At 45.6% G+C, this 1,258-nt stretch carries 2 protein-coding genes and 1 pseudogene; 2 read left to right on the top strand and 1 reads right to left on the bottom strand.

Annotation, left to right across the window (positions count from 1 at the left end):
- Together R7M72_RS25005 and R7M72_RS25000 are read left to right on the top strand one after the other, a co-directional pair.
- Nucleotides 1-653: tetratricopeptide repeat protein (locus R7M72_RS25005; protein WP_318056445.1), on the top strand; the 653-nt coding region annotated here is incomplete at its 5' end.
- Between the two features lie 13 nt (nt 654-666).
- Nucleotides 667-1,062: a DUF2391 family protein gene (locus R7M72_RS25000; protein ID WP_005464146.1), complete on the top strand. Its 396-nt coding sequence runs from the start codon at nt 667-669 to the stop codon at nt 1,060-1,062.
- 3 nt (nt 1,063-1,065) lie between these two features.
- Here R7M72_RS25000 and R7M72_RS24995 read toward each other — a convergent pair.
- Nucleotides 1,066-1,258 (bottom strand): annotated as a pseudogene (locus tag R7M72_RS24995) (redox-sensitive transcriptional activator SoxR); the annotation flags it as partial.

Here is a 1,258-nt window from a genome sequence, read left to right as displayed (position 1 = left end):
CGGTCGCAGATAAATCGTTGAACTATGCCAACGTGACCGTTACATACTTCTTCTACATCATCGCGGGCGTGGCATCATTGATCGCCTTTGTAGGTTGGCAGTCGCTGCGCGAGTTTAAGCACAACACAAAAGAAATGGCGGACAAGCGATTGGAAAAAATCGCTCAAGAATATGAAAAGAAATTTGTTGCGCTGGAGCGAGATTTAAAACGCAAAACTCGCATCATCAGTGAAAACAACAAAGAGATTGAAAAGATCAACGAAATCCACAACTTGTGGTTACGTGCTCAAAGTTCGCAAACGCCGGAACAACGTATTGAGATTTATGACGAAATCTTGGTAATTCGACCTGGTGACCTTGAAGCATTGACTTACAAAGCCGATGCGGCCATGGAAATCAACGAATACCATTGGGCGCTAAGCATATGTAACCGAGTGCTCGAGGTAGATTACACCAATGGCCCTGCGCTTTACCAACGCGCTTGTGCGTACTCTCGATTAGGGATTGAGGAACAAGCGATTGAAGATCTGGAACGCGCCATTGACTACAGCCCTTCAATTCGCGATTTGTTGGCAGAAGAACGCGATCTTGAATTGCTGCACGGTAACGAGCGATTCGAGAAGCTGTTGCAGCTGAGCAATAACAACGAATAACGGAACCTACAACATGAGCAGCCACTTTAATCTTGAAGATGCCAGCCAAGTATTAGTGGGCGCTTTTGCCCTTGCTGTGCCTATCTCTTTTTCGGAAGAAGCATGGCGATTGGGTGAAAGCTTACCTATGATAAACCTGCTCATGTTGTTAAGCCTTTCTGTGATTTTTCTCAGTTTTTTCGCTTATCAAAGCGTATTTCAAAGCCACATTAGAAAGCGCATTCCCATCTTTGTATTTCGCGTTGTGATCGCCTATTCCATCGCCGCTATCGTGGTAGCTTTGGTGCTATTTTGTCTCGACAAGTTGCCGCTCTTTACAGACCCGATCGTTGCGATAAAACGCGTTATCGTCATCACAATGCCAGCGTCGATGGGCGCGATTGTGGTGGACAGTTTCGACAAAGAATAACGCTTACGCCTCTTCTTCTAAGGTCAAATTCGAACCTGAATGATCTTTGCCTAACACATCTTCTGGGTTTCGCAGTGCGCAGGTTTCTAACGACAAACATCCGCAGCCAATGCATCCACCCAAATCGTTTTGCAAGGCTTTGAGTTTTTGAATCTTTTGTTCTAACTGTTCATGCCAATGGCTCGCCATGACTTCC

The sequence above is a fragment of the Vibrio sp. YT-18 genome (genome assembly GCF_033337345.1).
Lineage (GTDB): Bacteria > Pseudomonadota > Gammaproteobacteria > Enterobacterales > Vibrionaceae > Vibrio > Vibrio alginolyticus.
This window is presented reverse-complemented; position numbering and strand designations above follow the sequence as displayed.